Below are 16,136 nucleotides of genomic sequence, written 5' to 3' on the forward strand. Positions count from 1 at the left end.
GAGCCCGCCCGGACCGCTGGAAATGAGGCCCGACGCTCGACGGATGCCGCGTCGCCGGATCCTGCGGAGTCGCCGTCCGCATCCGTTCCGCCGAAGACATCTCCGCCCTGACCCCGGACGTCGCGACCCGCACCGGCGCCTTCCGCGCGCTTCTGGTGCCGGTGTCCGCTGAGGAGACCGAGGTGGCGCGGAGGGCGGTGCCACCGCAGGAGGACCGCCGTTGTGGTCGCGGAGCGGATTCAGAACCACCTGCCGGTTCGGTCGCCTGCTGCTCGCTCAGATGCCTCCGGAAACGCCGAAGGCGGCTCCCCCGGAGGGGAACCGCCTTCTGCGTGGTGGGGGGACGGACTAGAAGTCCATGCCTCCGGTGGGGTCGCCGCCCGCGGCGACCGGGTTCTTCTCGGGCTTGTCGGCGACGACGGCCTCCGTGGTGAGGAAGAGACCGGCGATCGACGCCGCGTTCTGCAGAGCGGAGCGCGTGACCTTGACCGGGTCGATGATGCCCGCGGCGATGAGGTCGACGTACTCGCCGGTCGCGGCGTTGAGGCCGTGTCCGGTGGGCAGCTCGCGGACCTTCGCAGCGACGACGCCGGGCTCCATGCCCGCGTTGAGGGCGATCTGCTTGAGCGGGGCGTCGATGGCGACCTTGACGATGTTCGCGCCGGTCGCCTCGTCTCCGACGAGCTCGAGCTTCTCGAAGGCGAGCTTGCCGGCCTGGATGAGGGCGACGCCACCACCGGCGACGATGCCCTCCTCGACGGCGGCCTTCGCGTTGCGGACGGCGTCCTCGATGCGGTGCTTGCGTTCCTTGAGCTCGACCTCGGTCGCCGCTCCGGCCTTGATGACCGCGACGCCGCCGGCGAGCTTCGCGAGGCGCTCCTGGAGCTTCTCGCGGTCGTAGTCGCTGTCGGTGTTCTCGATCTCGCCGCGGATCTGCGCGACGCGGCCGGCGATGGCCTCGGCGTCGCCGGCACCCTCGACGATCGTGGTCTCGTCCTTGGTGATGACGACCTTGCGGGCCGAGCCGAGCAGGTCGAGGGTGACGTTCTCGAGCTTGAGGCCGACCTCCTCGGAGATGACCTGGCCGCCGGTGAGGATCGCGATGTCCTGGAGCTGCGCCTTGCGACGGTCGCCGAAGCCGGGGGCCTTGACGGCGACCGACTTGAAGATGCCGCGGATCTTGTTGACGACCAGGGTCGCCAGCGCCTCGCCGTCGACGTCCTCGGCGATGATCAGCAGCTGCTTGCCCGCCTGGATCACCTTGTCGACGACCGGGAGCAGGTCCTTGATGTTCGAGACCTTGGAGTTGACGATGAGGATGTAGGGGTCCTCGAACACCGCCTCCTGGCGGTCGGGGTCGGTCACGAAGTACTGCGACAGGTAGCCCTTGTCGAAGCGCATGCCCTCGGTGAGCTCGAGCTCGGTGCCGAAGGTGTTCGACTCCTCGACGGTGACGACTCCCTCCTTGCCGACCTTGTCGATCGCCTCGGCGATGATCGCGCCGATCTCGGGGTCCGCGGCGGAGATGGAGGCGGTCGCCGCGATCTCCTCCTTGGTCTCGATCGCCTTCGCGCCGGCGATGAGCTCGGCGGTGACGGCCTTGACGGCCTTCTCGATGCCCTTCTTGAGGCTGATCGGGTCGGCGCCGGCCGCGACGTTGCGCAGGCCCTCGCGGACGAGCGCCTGAGCGAGGACGGTCGCGGTGGTGGTTCCGTCGCCGGCGACGTCGTCGGTCTTCTTGGCGACCTCCTTGACGAGCTCGGCGCCGATCTTCTCGTACGGCTCGTCGAGCTCGATCTCCTTGGCGATGGAGACGCCGTCGTTCGTGATGGTGGGAGCGCCCCACTTCTTCTCGAGGACGACGTTGCGGCCGCGCGGGCCGAGGGTCACCTTGACCGCGTCGGCCAGAGTGTTGAGTCCACGCTCGAGGCCGCGGCGGGCTTCTTCGTCAAAAGCAATGATCTTGGCCATGTGTGTTTCTCGTCCCTCCCGGACGTCGTGAAATGTCTGTGCTGGCACTCGACCGGAGCGAGTGCCAAGGTCGATTCTGGCACTCGCGGTGGACGAGTGCAAGCGATGGGCACGCGCTCCGACACGAAGGAGCCGCCGCCCGCACGAGGCGGACGACGGCTCCCGGGAGGCTCGGCGGTCAGGCCGGGCGGACCGATTCGGCCTGGGGGCCCTTCGACCCCGTGCCGACCTCGAACGCGACCTGCTGCCCCTCCTCGAGGACCTTGTACCCCGACATGTCGATCGCGGAGTAGTGGACGAAGACGTCCTGTCCGCCGCCGTCGACCGTGATGAAGCCGTAGCCCTTCTCAGCGTTGAACCACTTGACGGTTCCGTTCGCCATCTCTGTACTCCCCAGTGCTGTGATGCCCGCGGCACGAGCGATGTGCTGGTGCCTGGTCAGGAATACTAATCCGGCTATCGGCCCCGGGAGGGGCTGGAAAGGGCCTCGCGGGGAAGAGTTGCCCGGGATTCAACACGGAGGAAACGTGCCCGTAACAGAGGGCCCCGATCAGCCCTGCTCGGACGCGTAATCGGCCCCCAGGACCACGACGACGGAGCCCGTCTCGACGAAGTCCTGCGAGAACAGGACGGTCCCCGTTCCGAGCGAGTCGACGAGACCGAGGGCCGCTCCCTCGAGCGCCGGGTCGGTGAAGTAGACGGTCGTGGCGGCGATGTCCTCGGTGTTCGCGTTCGCGACGGTCGGGACGCTCCAGCCGGCCGTCGTCAGGGCGTCGCCGGCGCTGGCGGCGAGTCCGACGGTGGCGGTGCCGTTGAGGACGGCGACGGCGAGCTCGGGATCGAGCGTCGCGGCAGCGGTCGGAGTCGCCTCCGCGGTCGCGGTGGGCGGAGTGAACACGTCCGTGAACTGCACCCGGTCGTCGATGACCAGCAGCCCGATGAAGCCGAGCAGGACGATGACTCCGGTGGCGAGCGCGGCCCAGGCGAGCGCGACGGCCCGGGCGTGAGGGGCCGGCGGTCGGCGGTGGGCGCCGACGCGCGCCTCCGTCGCCGGGACCTCGTCGAAGCGGTCTCTCGGGTGCGTGTTCGACATCGGGGGTACGGCCGGCCTTCCGTTGGTGGACTCGAGCAGCTCGTCTACTCGAGGCGCCCGAGGCGTCGCGAGGCGCGGGCGCCGGCGCGCTGGTCGCGGATGCGCTGCAGCCGCGTGACGAGCATCGGGTCGTGCGCGAGGGCGGCCGGAGAGGCGAGCACCGCGCTGAGCACCTGATAGTAGCGGGCGGCCGACATCCCGAACTGGGAGCGGATCGCGTCGTCCTTGTCCCCGGTGCGGGCCGTCCACTCGCGCTCGAAGGCGAGCACCCGCAGCTCGCGCTCGGACAGACCGGTGCCCGGTCTCGGGTCCGTCGTCCTGCTCATCCCTCCAGGGTAGGCAGGCCCACGGCCGCCGCCGGGGAGGCGCTCCGAACACCTCGTGACCGTGTCGCGGCATGGAGGCGGGGAGTCTCCTCCACAGCCCGCGGAGGCGGAATGGAGCCGTCGCCCCGGGGGTTGGACCAGGTGGAGGGGCGCGACCGCCCCCGTACACTGACGAGGATTCCGAGGGAGACCCATGTCGTCGTATTCCGTGAACAAGTCCGACGCCGAGTGGCGCGAGGAGCTCGACCGCGACCAGTACGCGGTCCTGCGCGAAGCGGCCACCGAGCGCCCGTGGACCGGCGAGCTGCTCGACGAGCACCGCTCCGGCCTCTACACCTGTGCCGCCTGCAGCGCCGAGCTCTTCAAGAGCGGCACCAAGTTCGACTCCGGCTGCGGCTGGCCGAGCTTCTACGAGTCCGTGAACCCGGACGCGGTCCAGCTGATCGAGGACAGCACCCTCGGCATGGTCCGCACCGAGGTCCGCTGCGCGAACTGCGGATCCCACCTGGGACACGTCTTCCCCGACGGCTTCGGCACGCCCACCGGCGACCGCTACTGCATGAACTCGATCGCCCTGAACTTCCAGGCCGAGGGCGAGTGACCGTGTCCTCCTCCCCCGTGCTCGAGGCCGTCCTCGCGCGCCGATCGCGCTCGAAGGTGACGCCGGAGGCTCCGGGGCACGACGAGATCGCGGCGTTCGTCTCGGCGGCGTCGCGTCTCGCCGATCACAGCTCGCTGCGCCCGTGGCGGGTCATCGAGATCCGCGGCGCCGCCCGCGACCGGGTCGGCCGCAGCTTCGCGGTCGCCTCAGGGGCGAAGAAGGACCCGCGGAAGTACATCGAGAAGACGCACCGCGCCTCCCTGCTGCTGGCCGTCGTGGTGAGCGTCAAGAAGTCGAAGGTGCCGGCCTGGGAGCAGGAGGCCGTCGCCTCGGGCGTCGCCCACCTCCTGAGCCTGCTGCTCGACGAGGCGGGCTGGGGTGTCTTCTGGCGCACCGGCTCCTACACGCGCGACAAGGCCGTGCGGAAGGCGCATCGCCTCGAGAAGGGCGAGGAGCTGCTCGGCTGGCTCTACGTCGGCCGTCCCGACGGGAAGATCGGCGGCCCCAAGCGTCCCGCTCCCGCAGAGCGGCACCTCAGCATCCTCGAACCGTGAGACGCGGCGGGCCCCGATCCGGGCGGATCCGGGGCCCGCGATAGGGTGGCCGGGCGCGCGAGCGCACCTGCCGACGTGGCGCAATTGGTAGCGCACCCGACTTGTAATCGGGCGGTTACGGGTTCAAGTCCCGTCGTCGGCTCAGGAGAGAAGAAGGCCCCGACCGCTGTGTGCGGTCGGGGCCTTCTGTATGCGCGGGGCTCGTGCGCGTCCGGGGCTCAGCCGGCGGCGGCCGGAGTCGGCTCGGAGGAGGCCGGAGCCTCGGTGGAGACCGGGGCGTCGCCGGGAGCCGGGGTCTCGGTCGACGCGGGCGTCTCGGTCGACGCGGGGGCCTCGGTCGACGCGGGGGCCTCGGTCGAGGCGGGCGTGTCGCTCGGCGCCGGGGTCTCGGAGGAGGTGGGCGCGGGAGTCGCCGACGAGTAGGAGTCGGCGGCGGCCGAGAGCACGAAGGAGCTGAAGGCGTCCGGGTCGGTCAGCGAGCCCGAGTACGCCTCGCCGTTGACCAGGACGGTCGGGGTGCCCGTGACAGCGGGCACGTCCGTGCCGGGCAGCGGACCCGAGGTGGCGCGCTCGGTCGCGGCGCGGACCCAGCTCACGAAGCTCTGGTCGTCGATGCAGGTGTTCACGGCCGCCGTGTCCTCGACGCCGGCCTGCGAGGCGTAGTCCTTCAGCTGGTCGTCCGAGAGTCCGTCGGTCCCCTCCGCCGGCTGGTTGGCGAACAGCAGGGAGTTGAAGTCGAAGAACGAGTCGGGCGAGCGGTCCGCGACGCACGCGGCGGCGTTGGCCGAGCGCTCCGAGTACTTGGTGCCGTTGGAGCGGGTCGTGAGGATGGCGATCGGGTGGATCTCGACCGTCGCGGCACCGCTGGTCACCCACTCCTTGATCTGGTCGCCGTTGGTCTTCTCGAACTGGCCGCAGTAGGGGCAGAGGTAGTCGAGGTAGACCCGGATGTCGACCGTGCCGGCCGAGGTGTCGAGCGCGCTGGGGGTGGGCGTCCCGTCGGCGGCGACGGCGCCGCTCGTCTGCGCGACCATGTTCTCGCCGATGACGACACCGTCGCTCGCCATGTTCGCCGGGCCCGGACCCGCGGGGCGGATGCTCGAGGTGACGGCGAAGACCACGATCACGACGACCGCGATCACGACGGCGGCGAGCCCGCCCTGCAGGGCGAAGCGGCTCACGCGGTCGCGGCGCTTCTGCTGCTCGCGCAGGCGGCGCGCCTTCTCTCGGGCGGCCTCTCGTCGCTGGTTCTTCGAGAGACGGTCGTTGGCTCCGCCGGTGGTCATGACAAGAACGCTCCGAATGAGAGAGGGGGAAGAAGGGGGTCGCCGGGCGCGACTCGCCGGAATCCTACGCGCGAGCCCTGGGAAACCTCCAAACGACGGATACGCGGTGCCCGACCGACGACTGTCGGCCCCGTGGCATACTGTGACGGTTGGTCGGAGTCGCCCACGCGATGATGACCATCACTTCCATTCACTCGGATCGTCCGGCACGTACCTGCCGGTGAAGGAGCAAGAACAATGGCGTCCGTAACTTTCGACCACGCGTCCCGCGTCTACCCCGGGGCCACTCGCGCCTCCGTCGACAAGCTCAACCTCGAGGTGGGCGACGGCGAGTTCCTCGTCCTCGTCGGCCCCTCCGGCTGCGGCAAGTCCACCTCCCTGCGCATGCTCGCCGGCCTCGAAGAGGTCAACGAGGGCCGCATCCTCATCGGCGACCGCAACGTCACGGACGTTCCGCCGAAGGACCGCGACATCGCGATGGTCTTCCAGAACTACGCGCTGTACCCGCACATGTCGGTCGCCGAGAACATGGGCTTCGCGCTCAAGATCGCCGGCGTCAACAAGGACGAGCGCGCCGCGCGGGTCCTCGAGGCCGCGAAGATGCTCGACCTCGAGCCCTACCTGAACCGCAAGCCGAAGGCGCTCTCCGGTGGCCAGCGCCAGCGCGTCGCGATGGGCCGCGCCATCGTCCGCAAGCCGCAGGTCTTCCTCATGGACGAGCCGCTGTCGAACCTCGACGCCAAGCTCCGCGTGTCCACCCGCACCCAGATCGGCACGCTGCAGCGCCGCCTGGGCATCACCACGGTCTACGTCACCCACGACCAGACCGAGGCGCTCACCATGGGCGACCGCATCGCGGTCCTCAAGGACGGCCTCCTCCAGCAGGTCGGCTCGCCCCGCGACCTGTACGAGAACCCGAACAACGTCTTCGTGGCCGGCTTCATCGGTTCGCCCGCGATGAACCTGTTCCACGCGGACGTCACCGACGGCGGCGTCAAGTTCGGCGACACCGTCCTCCCGATCGCCCGCGAGGCGCTCGCGAAGACGAGCCAGAAGGTCGTCACGCTGGGCGTGCGCCCCGAGGACGTCACCGTCTCGACCCAGCCCGGCGGACTGCCGATCGAGGTCGACCTCATCGAGGAGCTCGGCTCGGACGGCTACCTCTACGGCCACACCGAGGTCGAGGGCCGCCGCACCGACATCGTCGCGCGCGTCGACGGCCGCGTGCACCCGACCGCGGGCGACCGCGTGTACGTGACCGCGAACCACCGCGTGCACATCTTCGACGCGGAGTCGGGCGAGCGCCTCTCCTGAGCCTCCTCCTGCACCGCACGCTGCCGCCGTCCCCTCCAGGGCGGCGGCAGCGTCGTCTGCGGCTCCCCCACCGTCCGACACGCGACACGAACGGCGCACCATGTCCGGCTCCCTGAACATCACCTCGGCCACCGTCGACCCGGCCCTGCTCGACCTGCCGTGGAACCTGCGGCTCGACGACTGGCCCGACGAGTACATCGCCGCCCTGCCGAAGGGCATCTCGCGGCACACGGTCCGCTTCGCCCACCTCTCCGGACACGTCGTCGCCGTCAAGGAGACGACCGCCGAGATGTCGCGGCGCGAGTACGAGATGCTGAAGACGCTGCAGCGCCTCGACGTGCCGTGCGTGGTTCCGGGCGCGGTGATCACGAACCGCACCGACGACGAGGGCGAGGCCCTGCCCGCCGTGCTCGTCACCCGTCACCTCAAGTTCTCGCTCCCCTACCGGGCGCTCTTCTCGCAGACGCTGCGGCCGGACACGGCGACCCGCCTGGTCGACGCGCTTGCGCTCCTCCTGGTCCGCCTGCACGTGATCGGCTTCTTCTGGGGCGACGTGTCCCTTTCGAACACCCTCTTCCGGCGCGATGCCGGCGCCTTTGCCGCCTACCTGGTCGATGCGGAGACCGGGCAACTCTACTCGGGCGGCCTCTCGAACGGCCAGCGCGAGAACGATCTGGAGATCGCCCGCGTCAACATCGCCGGCGAGCTGCTCGACCTCGAGGCCGGCGGTCGCGTCGACGACGACCTCGATCCGATCACGGTCTCCGACGGCATCGTCGCGGCGTACCGCAGCCTCTGGAAGGAGCTGACCGGTGCCGAGTCGTTCGCGACGTCGGAGCGCTGGCGGATCAACGACCGCGTGAACCGGCTGAACGAGCTGGGCTTCGACATCGAGGAGCTCGCGATCAAGACCGACGAGGCCGGGTCGACGGTGCGCATCCAGCCGAAGGTGGTCGACGCCGGCCACCACCAGCGGCGGCTGCTCCGTCTCACCGGGCTGGACGCGCAGGAGAACCAGGCGCGACGCCTGCTCAACGACCTCGACTCGTACACGGCGACCTACGACAAGCAGGGCCTGGACGAGGAGATGGTGGCGCACGAGTGGCTGGCGCAGGTGTTCGAGCCGGTCATCCGCTCGATCCCCCGTGATCTCAAGGGCCGCCTGGAGCCGGCCGAGATGTTCCACCAGCTGCTCGAGCACCGATGGTTCATGTCGCAGCAGCAGGCGCGCGACGTCCCCCTGGCGGAGGCGGTCACCGCCTACGTGAACGACATCCTGCGTCACCGCCGCGACGAGGCGACGGTCATCGCTCCTCCCACCGAGGCGCTGACCCTCCCGAACCTCGTCCTCGACGAGTCCGGCGACGCCGAGCTCACCGACGAGGACGCCGACGTCGACTGGACGAAGAACGTCTGACCCCTCCCACGACCGCGAGAGGGCCCGCGCTGTCAGCACGGGCCCTCTTCACATTCCCCCGGCTCGCTCGCCACAGGCGGCGCCCCTCGATCCGCTCGCCGCAGGCGGCGCCTCTGACATCCAGACCCGTAGCGCGGGTGCCGGCGCGGGGAGCTGCAAGGCGGAGGAGGAAGCGATACCGGCGGTATCGCGCCCGACGACAACGCCGCAGATCACCGTGCCGGTGCCCGCGCTACTCGGAGGCGGAGCGGAGTTTGGAGATCTCGTAGAGCGCGACCGACGCCGCGATCCCGGCGTTGAGGGATTCGGTGGCGGAGCTGATCGGGATGGAGACGACGGCGTCGCACTGCTCGGTGACGAGGCGGGAGAGGCCCTTGCCCTCGCTGCCGACGACGACGAGGAGCGGCCGGTCGGCGAGTTCGAGGCCGGGGAGCATCACGTCGCCGTCGCCGTCGAGTCCGATGACGAAGACGCCCGCGCGCTTGAAGTCCTTGATCATGGCGGTGAGGTTGGACGCCATCGCGACGGGGATGCGTGCGGCGGCTCCGGCGGAGGTCTTCCAGGCGGCGGAGTTGAGGCCCACGGAGCGGCGCTGCGGGACGATGACGCCCTGTCCGCCGAACGCGGCGACGGAGCGGATGATCGCTCCGAGGTTGCGCGGGTCGGTGATGCCGTCGAGGGCGACGAGGAGGGGGACCGCTCCGCGGGAGACGCTGCGCTCGAGCAGGTCGCTCGGGTGGGCGTACTCGTAGGGCGGCACCTTCAGCACGAGGCCCTGGTGCACGGAGTCGGGGCCGGCGAGGCGGTCGAGCTCCGGGCGCATGACCTCTAGCACGGGAAGGCCGCGGGCGGTGGCGATCTTGAGCGCCTCCTTGACCCGGTCGTCCATCTCGATGCGGGTCGCGAGGTAGAGGGTGGTGGCCGGGATGCTGGCGCGCAGCGCCTCGAGGACCGAGTTCCGGCCCGTCACCATCTCGAAGTCGTCGCCGCTCTTGGGTTTGCGCGACGGGGCGGGCCGCCCCTGTCCGCGGGCGGCCGCGGAGAGGGCTCCGCCGGGGCGGCCCTTGCCGCCGGCGGCGACGAAGCGCTCGCGCGCGAGCTTCGCCTTGCCTGCGGGGTGGTAGGGCCGGTCCTCGGCCTTGGGCGTGGGCTTCTTGCCCTCGAGGGCCTGACGGCCCTGACCGCCGGAACCGACGGCCTTGCCCTTGCTCTTCTTTCGGACCGCTCCGGGGCGGCCGGGCTTATTCGCCATCGAGACTCCAATGCGCACCCGTCTGGGTGTCTTCGATCGTGATTCCCGCCGCGGCGAGATCGGTTCGGATGCGGTCGGCGCTCGCCCAGTCGCGCTGCTCGCGCGCGGTCTGGCGTTCGGCGACCAGGCGGTCGACCAGCACGCTGAGCGCGCGGTACGAGGGTTCGTCGTCGGAGCGCGCCCATTCGGGCGCCTCCGGGTCGATGCCGAGCACGGCCGCCATCGCGAGCACCTGGGTGCGCAGGGCCGAGACGGAGCCGAGGTCCTCGGCGTCGAGGGCGGCGTTGCCGGCGCGCACGGTCTCGTGCAGGACGCCGATGGCCTGCGGGACGGACAGGTCGTCGTCCATCGCCTCGGCGAACTCCTCCGGAACCACCGGCTCGCCGAGCGCGGCGAACCGCGTGCCGTCGAGGCGGCGGCGGGAGCGCTCGAGGAAGCCCTCGATCCGCTCCAGCGCCGCTTCGGCCTCCTCGAGGGCCCCGTCGTGGAACTCGAGGGTGGAGCGGTAGTGGGCCGAGCCGAGGTAGTAGCGGACGACGAGCGGGCGGGCCGCCTCGAGCAGCTCGGAGGCGAACACCGAGTTGCCGAGCGACTTGCTCATCTTCTGGCCGATGACGGACACGAGGCCGTTGTGCAGCCAGTAGCTGGCGAAGGCGTGGCCGGCGGCGCTGGACTGGGCGAGCTCGTTCTCGTGGTGGGGGAAGCGCAGGTCGAGCCCGCCGCCGTGGATGTCGAACTGGGTGCCGAGGTACTTCGTCGACATCGCGGAGCACTCGATGTGCCAGCCGGGGCGGCCGGCGCCCCACGGCGAGGCCCAGGCGGCCGACTCGGGCTCCTCCGGCTTGGCGCCCTTCCAGAGAGCGAAGTCGTGCGGGTCGCGCTTGCCGCGCGGGTCGGCGTCGGTCGCCGCCTCCATGCTCTCGAGGCGCTGGTGGGTGAGCGAGCCGTAGTCCGGCCAGGACCGCGTGTCGAAGTAGACGTCGCCGGAGTCGTCGGGCGCCGGGTAGGCGTGACCGCGCTCGATCAGGGTCTGGATGAGGGTGATCATCTCGGCGATGCTCGCGGTCGCGCGCGGCTCGTAGGTCGGCGGGAGGATGCCGAGGGCCGTGTACGCGGCGGTGAACTCGAGCTCGACGCGGTAGGCGAGCGCCCACCACTGCTCGACCGGCGCACCCTCGGGCACCCGACGCCGCGCGTCCTCGGCGATGGCGAGGATCTTGTCGTCGATGTCGGTGACGTTGCGCACCAGGGTGACCTGGAAGCCGCGGTACGCCAGCCAGCGGCGCAGCTGGTCGTAGGCGAGGGCGGAGCGCAGGTGCCCGATGTGGGGCGAGGACTGAACGGTGGGTCCGCAGACGTACATCCCGACCTCGTTCTCGCGGAGGGGGACGAAATCGACGAGGGCCTGGGCCTTCGAGTCATGCAGTCGCAGAGTCACGCGGGCGAGTTTACCGGGCGGACCGCTCCCGGCCGGGTCGGCGGCTCCGCCCGGGGACTACCGGGTGACAGCGGGGGTGGGGAGGACGAGTGCCGTCGCGGTCGCGGCGACCCCCTCGCCCCGGCCGGTGAAGCCCAGCGCGTCCGAGGTGGTGGCGGCGACGCTGACCGGTGCGCCGAGCAGCTCCGAGAGCAGCCTCTGCGCCTCCTCGCGCCGCGGCGAGAACTTCGGGCGGTTGCCGATGAGCTGCACCGAGACGTTGCCGATGGCGAAGCCGGCGGCCTCCACCAGCTCGCGGGTCGCGCGGAGGAAGACCTCGCCGTGGGCGTCCGCGAAGCGCGGGTCGGCCGTGCCGAAGCGGGAGCCGATGTCGCCGAGACCCGCCGCCCCCAGGAGCGCGTCGCAGATCGCGTGGGCGACCGGGTCGCCGTCGCTGTGCCCGGACAGGCCCCGCTCCCCCGGCCAGTGCAGCCCGGCGAGCCAGAGCGGCGACGCGTCGTCGAACGCGTGCACGTCCGTGCCGATGCCGACGCGCGGCACGACGACGGCGGGCGGCGGTGCGAGCACCTGCTCGGCGCGGGCCAGGTCCCAGGGGGTGGTGATCTTGAAGGCGAGCGGGTCGCCGGCGACGACGATCGAGGGACTGCCGCGCGAGGCGAGGAGCGCCGCGTCGTCGGTGAAGTCCTCCTCCGCCGAGGCGTAGGCCTCGTCGAGGAGCGCGCGCGGGAAGCCCTGCGGCGTCTGCACCGCGGCGAGCTCGGAGCGGTCCACCGTGCCGAGGATCCCGCCGTCGGCGCGGATGCGCTTGATCGTGTCGGTGACCGGCAGACCCGGGATCACTCCGCCGCCCGTCTCCCGGACCGCCGCGATCACCCGCTCGAACTGGTCGACGGGCGTGAGGGCGCGGGCGGCGTCGTGCACGAGCACCGTCTCGACGGCCGGACCGAGCGCCCGGAGCCCTCGAGCGACCGACTCCTGGCGGCTGGCGCCTCCGGCGACGACGCTGACGGAGCCGTCCGGGGCTCCGGCGGCGTGCGTCAGAGCGGCCGTCTCCTCGAGGAGGGCGGCGGGAGCCACGACGACGATCTGGACCGGCTCCGCGAGCAGCAGCACCGTGCGCAGGCTGCGCTCGAGGATCGTCCTCCCCGCGCAGTCGACGTAGGCCTTGGGGCGCTCGCGGCCGAGCCTCGTGCCGCTGCCGGCGGCGACGACGACGACGGCCGCGGTCGGCGCGCCGGCCGGACCGTTCAGGATGCGAGGACCTCGTCGAGGAGCACGGAGGCGGCGTCCTCGTCGGTCTTCTCGGCCAGGGCGAGCTCGGAGACGAGGATCTGGCGGGCCTTGGCGAGCATGCTCTTCTCCCCCGCCGAGAGGCCGCGGTCGCGGTCGCGGCGGGTGAGGTCGCGGACGACCTCGGAGACCTTGACGACGTCGCCGGACCCGAGCTTCTCGAGGTTGGCCTTGTAGCGGCGCGACCAGTTGGTCGGCTCCTCGACGACCTCGGCGCGCAGGACCTCGAACACGCGCTCGACGCCCTCGCGGCCGATGACGTCGCGGACGCCGACCAGGTCGACGTTGTCGGCGGGCACCTCGATGACGAGGTCGCCCTGCGCGACGCGGAGCTTCAGGTACGTCTTCTCCTGGCCCTTGATCGTCCGGGTCTTCACCTCGGCGATCGTGGCGGCTCCGTGATGGGGGTAGACGACCGTCTCTCCGACCTCGAACTGCATGCGACGTCCTTTCAGCGGCGGAAAGATTACCATGCGCGCCGAGCGGGACGGGAGTCCGGACGGGCGGAGCCGCGGTGCTCGCTACGCTAGCCTGGTGTCGGCTCGTGCACAGTGAAGTCGCCCTGTCCGGGGCGAGCGGGGCCGACGATCTGGAGGTTCCTGTGAAGGCGCGTATCGCTGCATCCGTCGTTCTCGCGGTCGGCGTCGCCCTCGCTACCGCCGGCTGCAACCTCGTCGCCCCGCAGGCGACGCGCAAGATCTACGACCCGAGCGACGGAGTCGGCGCGACGATCGGCGATCTCGCCATCCGCAACGCGATGATCGTCTCGGACGACGGCGAGGCCGGCACCCTGATCGTGACGCTCGTGAACTCCACCGATGAGGCGCTGAGCGTCGAGGTGCAGTACGAGGGCTCCGCGGGCCGCACCAGCGACACCGTCGACGCCGTCCCCGGCCGCACCGAGGTCCGCCCCGACAGCACCGAGGCCGTCCAGATGGACGACATCGACACCATTCCCGGCGGCCTGCTCCCCGTCTACTTCCAGTACGGCTCCGAGCAGGGCAAGGAGCTCCTCGTCCCCGTCCTGACGAACGCCCTCGAGGCCTACTCGACGCTGACTCCCGCTCCCTCCGCGACGCCGACCGTCACCCCGACGGCCGACCCCGCCCGGACCGCGCTCCCCACTCCCACCGCCGAGCCCGGCGTCGACGCTCCCACCGCGGAGTAGCCCCCTCCGCCCTCGAGGGCCGTCCACCGCGGTGAGCGGCCCTTCGTCGTGCCCGCAGGTCACGATCCGCCGACTCCGTCGGCCACTCGACCACCATTCGCGCGACGTCCGGCTGCGCGCGTCTCGATACACCGACTCCGCCGACCACTCGAGCACCACGCCCTGAGCGACGCCCCCGCCCGGCTCGTCGCGCAGCGACGGCCCACCCCACCTGGCTCGTCGCGCAGCGACGGCCTCGTCCCCCACCCCTCCAGTACAGGGTTGATCGCGGGTCCTGGCGGGGTGAGCTGCAAGGCGGAGGAGGGCGCGATACCAGCGGTATCGCAACCGACGACAACGCCGCAGATCGCCCCGCCAGGGCCCGCGATCAAGCGTCGAAGCGGTAGCCGAGGCCGCGGACAGTAACCAGGAGCACCGGCTCCTTCGGCGTCTTCTCGATCTTCGAGCGGATGCGCTTGACGTGGACGTCGAGGGTCTTCGTGTCGCCGAAGTAGTCGCTGCCCCAGACGCGGTCGATGAGCTGGCCGCGGGTGAGGACACGGCCCGCGTTGCGGAGGAGCATCTCGAGGAGCTCGAACTCCTTGAGGGGCATCGGGGTCTCGACGCCGTCGACTTCGACCGTGTGGCGTTCGATGTCCATGCGGACGGGGCCGGCGACGACGATCCGCTCCTCGCCGGGCTCCTCGGTGCGGCGCCGGAGGACGGCGCGGATGCGGGCGAGCAGTTCGCGGGTGGAGTAGGGCTTGGTGACGTAGTCGTCCGCGCCGAGCTCCAGGCCGACGACGATGTCCACTTCGGAGTCCTTGGCGGTGACCATGATGATCGGGACGGAGGAGCGGGTGCGGATCTCGCGGCAGACCTCCGTGCCGGGCATGCCGGGCAGCATGAGGTCGAGGAGGATCAGGTCGTAGTCGCCCTCGTCGAAGGCGGCGACGGCGCGGTTGCCGTCCTCGGCGACGGTGACGTCGTAGCCCTCGCGTTCGAGCAGGTAGCTGAGGGGCTCGCTGAGGGCGCTCTCGTCCTCGACGAGCAGGATGCTGGTCACGCGTGTTCTCCTATCGGGGCGGTCGCCGCGAAGGGCGTCCGGGCGGGGTCGGCTTCGGGGAGCCGGATGGTGAAGGTGGAGCCGCGGCCGGGCTTGGACCAGACGCGGACGTCGCCGCCGTGGTTCTGCACGGCGTGCTTGACGATGCTGAGGCCGAGGCCGGTGCCGCCGGTGTGGCGGGAGCGGGCCTGGTCGACGCGGTAGAAGCGCTCGAACACCCGGTCGAGGTCCTCCTCCGGGATGCCGATGCCCTGGTCGGTGACGGCGATCTCGACGACGCCGCCGGTGGAGCGGACGCCGATGCCCACGCGGGAGCCGGCGGGCGAGTACTGGATGGCGTTGGCGAGGAGGTTGTGCAGCGCCGAGACGAGCATCTTCTCCTGCCCCACGACGTAGGCCTTCTTCATCCCGCCCTTGACCAGGGTGACGTCGTGCGACTCCGCCAGGACGTGGGTGGTCTCGAGCGCCGCCGTGACGACGTCGTCGACGCGGATGATCTCGGCGGAGCCGGCGACGTCGGCGGCCTGGAGGCGGGAGAGCTCGATGATCTCGCGGGTGATCTTCGCGAGGCGGTGCGACTCCTGGGTCAGCCGGTGCGCGAAGCGGCGCACCTGCTGGGGGTCGTCGGCGGCGGAGTCGAGGGCCTCGGCGAGCAGGCCGACGGCGCCGATCGGGGTCTTCAGCTCGTGGGAGATGTTGGCGACGAAGTCCCGGCGGACGGCCTCGAGCCGGCGCGCCTCGGTGTGGTCCTCGGCGATGACGAGGACGTAGCGGGAGCCCAGGCGGGTCGCGTGGACGACGAGCGTCACGGCGGCGTCGGAGAGCGGGCTGGTCGCGAGCTCGAGGTCCTGGACGATGTCGTCGCCGAAGCGGCGGACGCGGTCGACGATGGCGGCGAGGTCGGGGTGGAGCAGCGTGTCCTGCGAGACCAGGCCGAGCGCGACGGCGCGGGTGGACGCCTTCAGCACGTTGTGCGACGGGTCGGTCACGAAGGCGGGCGAGCCGACGGCGTCGATGATCGCCTCGATCCCCTCGGGGAGCCCGACCGAGATCACGTCCTGCGCGATGCGGCCCTGGCGGGCGGCGAGCGTGAGCACGGTCGTCAGAAGGATCCCGATCGCGACACCGAGAACGAGTGACAGAACCACGATCAAGCCCGAATCCACGGACCCAGGCTAACCATCCACCGGGCGTCCCCCTACCGGACGCCCGTCGATCCTCCGGGGGTCGAGTACTGTTCAAACGCCCGGCACCGTCCGTTAACCTGCCGTGGTCATCATGACTGCGCCTGCGCCCACGGAGTGCAGTCGCAGCGGCGTGCGAGGTGCTCGCCGCAGATCCGGCGCCGTCGTCCGCGCGCGCCGTAGAGAGGGTCGAACAC

At 71.1% G+C, this 16,136-nt stretch carries 16 protein-coding genes and 1 tRNA gene; 6 read left to right on the forward strand and 11 right to left on the reverse strand.

All coding sequences use genetic code 11. The features are described 5' to 3' along the window. Positions 1-348: 348 nt before the first annotated feature. The 4 genes from groL to C5B93_RS02240 all read right to left on the reverse strand — a co-directional run bounded on the left by groL (position 349) and on the right by C5B93_RS02240 (position 3,390). Complete coding sequence (groL, locus tag C5B93_RS02225; protein WP_104224600.1) at positions 349-1,971, reverse strand: chaperonin GroEL; 1,623 nt, start codon at positions 1,969-1,971, stop codon at positions 349-351. A 178-nt stretch (positions 1,972-2,149) separates the two neighbouring features. Further along, positions 2,150-2,353 (reverse strand): cold-shock protein, encoded by a 204-nt coding sequence (locus C5B93_RS02230; RefSeq protein ID WP_104224599.1) that lies wholly within the window; start codon positions 2,351-2,353, stop codon positions 2,150-2,152. Between the two features lie 168 nt (positions 2,354-2,521). After that, positions 2,522-3,064 (reverse strand): LytR C-terminal domain-containing protein, encoded by a 543-nt coding sequence (locus tag C5B93_RS02235; RefSeq protein WP_104291653.1) that lies wholly within the window; start codon positions 3,062-3,064, stop codon positions 2,522-2,524. Between the two features lie 44 nt (positions 3,065-3,108). Next, positions 3,109-3,390 carry a DUF3263 domain-containing protein gene (locus C5B93_RS02240; RefSeq protein WP_104291654.1) on the reverse strand — a complete coding sequence of 94 codons (282 nt, stop codon included), beginning with the start codon at positions 3,388-3,390 and terminating at the stop codon, positions 3,109-3,111. A gap of 193 nt (positions 3,391-3,583) precedes the next feature. Here C5B93_RS02240 and msrB point away from each other — a divergent pair, with 193 nt between their 5' ends. The 3 genes from msrB to C5B93_RS02255 all read left to right on the forward strand — a co-directional run bounded on the left by msrB (position 3,584) and on the right by C5B93_RS02255 (position 4,687). Next, complete coding sequence (msrB, locus tag C5B93_RS02245) at positions 3,584-3,991, forward strand: peptide-methionine (R)-S-oxide reductase MsrB (protein WP_104224596.1); 408 nt, start codon at positions 3,584-3,586, stop codon at positions 3,989-3,991. After that, positions 3,988-4,545: a nitroreductase family protein gene (locus tag C5B93_RS02250; RefSeq protein ID WP_104226480.1), complete on the forward strand. Its 558-nt coding sequence runs from the start codon at positions 3,988-3,990 to the stop codon at positions 4,543-4,545. The genes msrB and C5B93_RS02250 overlap by 4 nt, the downstream gene beginning before the upstream one ends. A gap of 69 nt (positions 4,546-4,614) precedes the next feature. Beyond that, positions 4,615-4,687, forward strand: a tRNA-Thr gene (locus tag C5B93_RS02255). 76 nt (positions 4,688-4,763) lie between these two features. Here C5B93_RS02255 and C5B93_RS02260 read toward each other — a convergent pair. Continuing rightward, on the reverse strand, positions 4,764-5,831 hold the full coding sequence (locus tag C5B93_RS02260; protein WP_104291655.1) for a thioredoxin domain-containing protein: 1,068 nt from the start codon (positions 5,829-5,831) through the stop codon (positions 4,764-4,766). Positions 5,832-6,068: 237 nt separating this feature from the next. On the opposite strand from C5B93_RS02260, the gene C5B93_RS02265 reads away from it, so the two are divergent. Then, positions 6,069-7,145: an ABC transporter ATP-binding protein gene (locus C5B93_RS02265; RefSeq protein WP_104224593.1), complete on the forward strand. Its 1,077-nt coding sequence runs from the start codon at positions 6,069-6,071 to the stop codon at positions 7,143-7,145. Between the two features lie 100 nt (positions 7,146-7,245). Then, positions 7,246-8,562: a DUF4032 domain-containing protein gene (locus C5B93_RS02270; protein ID WP_104226481.1), complete on the forward strand. Its 1,317-nt coding sequence runs from the start codon at positions 7,246-7,248 to the stop codon at positions 8,560-8,562. Between the two features lie 232 nt (positions 8,563-8,794). Here the strand turns inward: C5B93_RS02270 and rlmB are convergent, their stop codons facing one another. From rlmB to C5B93_RS02290, 4 genes are read right to left on the reverse strand one after another with little or no spacing between them, the layout of a single operon-like run. Then, positions 8,795-9,814 (reverse strand): 23S rRNA (guanosine(2251)-2'-O)-methyltransferase RlmB, encoded by a 1,020-nt coding sequence (rlmB, locus tag C5B93_RS02275; RefSeq protein ID WP_104224591.1) that lies wholly within the window; start codon positions 9,812-9,814, stop codon positions 8,795-8,797. After that, complete coding sequence (cysS, locus tag C5B93_RS02280; RefSeq protein WP_104258202.1) at positions 9,804-11,252, reverse strand: cysteine--tRNA ligase; 1,449 nt, start codon at positions 11,250-11,252, stop codon at positions 9,804-9,806. The genes rlmB and cysS overlap by 11 nt, the downstream gene beginning before the upstream one ends. A 57-nt stretch (positions 11,253-11,309) precedes the next feature. Continuing rightward, positions 11,310-12,506 carry a 2-C-methyl-D-erythritol 4-phosphate cytidylyltransferase gene (gene ispD / locus C5B93_RS02285; RefSeq protein WP_181068298.1) on the reverse strand — a complete coding sequence of 399 codons (1,197 nt, stop codon included), beginning with the start codon at positions 12,504-12,506 and terminating at the stop codon, positions 11,310-11,312. Further along, on the reverse strand, positions 12,500-12,982 hold the full coding sequence (locus tag C5B93_RS02290; RefSeq protein WP_104224589.1) for a CarD family transcriptional regulator: 483 nt from the start codon (positions 12,980-12,982) through the stop codon (positions 12,500-12,502). Before C5B93_RS02290 ends, ispD begins: the two co-directional genes overlap by 7 nt. 161 nt (positions 12,983-13,143) lie before the next feature. Between C5B93_RS02290 and C5B93_RS02295 the strand changes: the two genes are divergently transcribed. Then, entirely contained in the window at positions 13,144-13,710 is a 567-nt protein-coding gene (locus C5B93_RS02295; protein ID WP_104224588.1) for a hypothetical protein, read from the forward strand. Between the two features lie 367 nt (positions 13,711-14,077). Here C5B93_RS02295 and C5B93_RS02300 read toward each other — a convergent pair whose 3' ends face one another. Together C5B93_RS02300 and C5B93_RS02305 are read right to left on the reverse strand one after the other, a co-directional pair. Continuing rightward, positions 14,078-14,755, reverse strand: coding sequence for a response regulator transcription factor (locus tag C5B93_RS02300; RefSeq protein WP_104227263.1), 678 nt, complete (start codon positions 14,753-14,755; stop codon positions 14,078-14,080). After that, on the reverse strand, positions 14,752-15,921 hold the full coding sequence (locus C5B93_RS02305; RefSeq protein WP_104258259.1) for a cell wall metabolism sensor histidine kinase WalK: 1,170 nt from the start codon (positions 15,919-15,921) through the stop codon (positions 14,752-14,754). The genes C5B93_RS02300 and C5B93_RS02305 overlap by 4 nt, the downstream gene beginning before the upstream one ends. Positions 15,922-16,136 lie beyond the last annotated feature (215 nt).

Origin of the sequence: Rathayibacter sp. AY1A2 (assembly GCF_002930935.1) — a bacterium.
Taxonomy (GTDB): Bacteria; Actinomycetota; Actinomycetes; order Actinomycetales; family Microbacteriaceae; genus Rathayibacter.